Source organism: Desulfitobacterium sp. (genome assembly GCF_982384815.1).
The window spans coordinates 1-3,372 of sequence record NZ_CEVWNY010000174.1; the positions used below are offsets into that span (position 1 = coordinate 1).

The following is a 3,372-nucleotide window of genomic DNA, read 5'->3' on the forward strand; positions in this document are numbered from 1 at the left end:
GCATGATGACCAAGCGCATGATTCAGTTTGCGGAACAAAGCCTTAAAAACGGTGGCCGCATCTAACGTACATTAGTCCCTTTAGAGGTATCCGCAAGGATACCTCTTTATTATTGTCATCTAAAAAAGAGCGGTTACCCGCTCTTTAATACTTAATTGTTCCTTCGGTTTCCGCTAAAGACTTCTTTTTCGAATCCAGATGCTTTCTTACATCTTTAATTTGATGAGGTGAGAGCTCCTCAGCATTTTCTGCCAGAAACTTCTCATTCTTTTGGATATTTTTTAGGGTTAACTCCATTTTCTTCAAATCTTCGTTTTGTGGTTTATTTCCATCTTTTCTAGGCATCCATTATCACCTCTCAATTATTTTTACCTATTAAAAACTAAAGATACTTCTTTTCAAAAGAATGTGTTGGAAATTACTTTGGCAACTTCCGCCAATTTGATATAATACTAAGTAAGAATTAACGGCAGTTAATACTATTAGAAAGGAGAAAAAAATGAAAATTAAATCCCTTTGTTCACCCGATCCTCATCTTCTGGAAAAGGAAGTCAATCAGTGGCTAGAGGATAACAGCTGGGTTATCATTAAAAACGTTACCCAAAGCTCCGGGCAAGCTCACTTGATCTGTATTTGGTATGAGGAACCAAATGTCCCTGTGTTGGGATAAAGGAAACTAGCTTCCTATGTCCACGAAGTGGATAAATCCAAATAATTCATGCCATAATAAAGGAAATGTCAGCTAAAGCTTGAAACAAAGAAAACTAAGCTTCTAAATGAAGGGACTGTAGCTTCATGAAAATCTCGATTTTTATCACCTGTCTTGGTGACACGATGTTTCCGGATCTAGGGGTGACTATGTCCAAGATTTTTACTCGCTTAGGACATACCGTAGACTTTCCCGAAGGACAATTTTGTTGCGGTCAGATCTCCTTTAACTCCGGTTACATGGATGACACCCGCACTGTAGCTCGGGCACTCATTGATGCTTTTGAAGACAGTGAAGTGGTGGTAGGCCCCAGTGGCTCCTGTATTGGTATGATCCATCATAATTATCCCGCCTTATTTAAGGATGACCCGGTCTATAGCCAAAAAGCTAAAGACCTCATCGACAAAAGCTACGAGTTCTCGCAATTCATTGTTAATGTTCTTAAAACACCCGATCTTGGTGCCAAGTATAAGGCTAAAGTTACTTACCATCCTTCCTGCCATGCCACCAGACTCTTGGGATTAAGAGAGGAGCCCATGACCCTACTGAAAAATATCGAGGGTTTGGAAATTGTTCCACTTCCGGAGGCCCATCTCTGCTGCGGCTTTGGCGGAACATTTTCTGTTAAAATGCCCCGTATCTCCGAAGCTATGGTAGCCGAAAAAGCCCATCATGTTCTGGAGTCCGGAGCCGATATCCTAACGGGATTAGACATGGGCTGCTTAATGAACATATCCGGATATATGGAGAAACACGGACGCTCTATTCCTGCCATGCACGTTATCCAATTGCTCGGAAAGGGGTTGTAAAGTATGTCACTGGATAATCACTATGATGTAGATGCCGCCCTTGATAAGGCACTCAAAGATGATTTTTTGCGTATGGCAACCCGCCGGGCCACGGATAAATTAAGAAACAATAAGCTAGCCATCACCGAAGAATTAGGCAACTGGGAAGAATGGCGCCACGTGGGGGAACGGATACGTAATCACGTAGTTGAAAACCTCGATTACTATCTAAATATGCTTATTGAAAACGTGGAGAAAAACGGCGGCATTGTCCATTTGGCGAAAACCCCCGAAGAAGGGGTCAAGATTGTTCAGGATATCTTTAAAAAGCACGGCTTTAAATCAGTAATTAAGTCTAAATCCATGATCACCGAGGAAATTCATCTTAACCCGGTACTAGAGAAGGACGGTATCGAAGTTGTCGAGACAGACCTTGCGGAGTATATTATTCAGATCGCTAACGAACCACCGTCCCATATTATTGTTCCGGCGATGCATAAAACCCGGGATCAGATTGCCAAACTATTCGAGCCGATCGCCGGTCATCCCCTAAGCTCCGATACCCCTACCCTAACTAAATTTGCGCGGGGGCAAATGCGTGAAAAATTCCTTTCCTGTAAGATTGGGATCACCGGTTGTAACTTTGCGGTGGCGGATACGGGGACGATTACGATGGTCACTAATGAAGGTAATGGTCGAATGACCAGTACTATGCCCGAAGTACAAATAACCATGATGGGAATGGAACGGATTGTTCCTTCCTTTAAGGAACTTAGCGTGGTGCTTAATCTGCTTGCCCGCAGCGCAACCGGTCAAAGGCTCTCGGTGTATACTACTATGATTACTCCCCCCAAAAAAGATGAAGACTTGGATGGGCCAAAGGAATGGCACCTCGTCATTCTTGACCATAATCGCTCCGAAATCCTCGGCGATATTGATTTCCGTTCTTCTCTTCGCTGCATCCGCTGCGGAGCCTGCTTCAATGTCTGCCCGGTTTATCGTCAAGTGGGTGGACATGCCTATGGTTCCGTATATTCCGGACCAATCGGTGTGGTCATCACCCCCTTATTGGAACGTGATTATGAAAAGTGGGGACATTTACCCTACTATTCCTCCCTCTGCGCAGCCTGTTCCGAGGCTTGCCCGGTGCGGATTCCTCTTCATGACCTAATCGTTAAACATCGGGATCGCAAAGTTTTAAGAGGTTATACTTCCAATGTCGAGAAGAAGATCTTCAAATACTATGGCTATTACTTCTCTCATCCGAAAACCCTTAGTAAATTTGTCCGCTTAGGATCCAGGTTCCAATTTATCTTAATGCGCAACGGCCGCATTACCGGAGGACCGCCGCCCCTTAGCAATTGGACCCGGAGCAAGACCTTGCCACCGGTTGCCAAACAAATGTTCAGGGATAAATGGCCTGAGCTGGAAAAGGAACTTAAACAAGTACAGCGAGGTGATAAATAATGAGCGATCGTCAACAATTTATCGCAAATATCGCTAATAAGCTCGGTCGCCCTACTCCCACAACGGTAGAGCCTTTGGTACTTGATTTTCCCCGCTATCGCTTAAACACTCAAGAAGAACGGATCGAAAAATTTCTTAAAATGTACGAAGCAATGGGGGGAAAGGGGACAAAAGTCTCTACTTCCACTGAGGCAGTGGAGGCCTTAAGAAATTGGTTTGGCGAAAAACCACAGTGGTTGACCGACAACAATATCATTATCTGGAGCGAGCTCCCTACCATGGCCCGGGCTTGCCTTGAGGAGTTAGGCTGGCCTGCCCGAACTTATAGTGACCTTCCCACCAATCGGGAGGAGCGTCACGCCTTCATCGACAAGGCCGAGCTTGGTATCACCGGTGCTGATTTTGGCA

Annotated in this window: 4 protein-coding genes and 1 pseudogene; 4 read left to right on the forward strand and 1 reads right to left on the reverse strand. The window is 44.7% G+C overall.

The window, feature by feature from the left end; translation table 11 throughout:
• Positions 1-144: 144 nt before the first annotated feature.
• A complete protein-coding gene (locus AC1U9U_RS15720; RefSeq protein ID WP_479961494.1) occupies positions 145-345 on the reverse strand; it encodes a hypothetical protein in 201 nt (66 codons plus the stop codon).
• Between the two features lie 154 nt (positions 346-499).
• Between AC1U9U_RS15720 and AC1U9U_RS15725 the strand changes: the two genes are divergently transcribed.
• From AC1U9U_RS15725 to AC1U9U_RS15740, 4 genes and pseudogenes are all read left to right on the forward strand, one after another.
• Positions 500-670, forward strand: a complete 171-nt coding sequence (locus AC1U9U_RS15725) for a hypothetical protein (protein WP_479961495.1) — start codon at positions 500-502, stop codon at positions 668-670.
• 125 nt (positions 671-795) lie between these two features.
• Positions 796-1,518, forward strand: a complete 723-nt coding sequence (locus AC1U9U_RS15730; RefSeq protein ID WP_479961496.1) for a (Fe-S)-binding protein — start codon at positions 796-798, stop codon at positions 1,516-1,518.
• 3 nt (positions 1,519-1,521) lie between these two features.
• Positions 1,522-2,964: a LutB/LldF family L-lactate oxidation iron-sulfur protein gene (locus AC1U9U_RS15735; protein WP_479961497.1), complete on the forward strand. Its 1,443-nt coding sequence runs from the start codon at positions 1,522-1,524 to the stop codon at positions 2,962-2,964.
• Positions 2,964-3,372, forward strand: a pseudogene (locus AC1U9U_RS15740) (LutC/YkgG family protein); the annotation flags it as partial. The gene AC1U9U_RS15735 and the pseudogene AC1U9U_RS15740, both read left to right, overlap by 1 nt.

Excerpts from the sequence above, each read along its gene's own strand:
- AC1U9U_RS15720 (WP_479961494.1), bottom strand. The coding sequence starts at position 345 with ATGCCTAGAAAAGATGGAAATAAACCACAAAACGAAGATTTGAAGAAA.
- AC1U9U_RS15725 (WP_479961495.1), top strand. The coding sequence starts at position 500 with ATGAAAATTAAATCCCTTTGTTCACCCGATCCTCATCTTCTGGAAAAG.
- AC1U9U_RS15730 (WP_479961496.1), top strand. The coding sequence starts at position 796 with ATGAAAATCTCGATTTTTATCACCTGTCTTGGTGACACGATGTTTCCG.
- AC1U9U_RS15735 (WP_479961497.1), top strand. The coding sequence starts at position 1,522 with ATGTCACTGGATAATCACTATGATGTAGATGCCGCCCTTGATAAGGCA.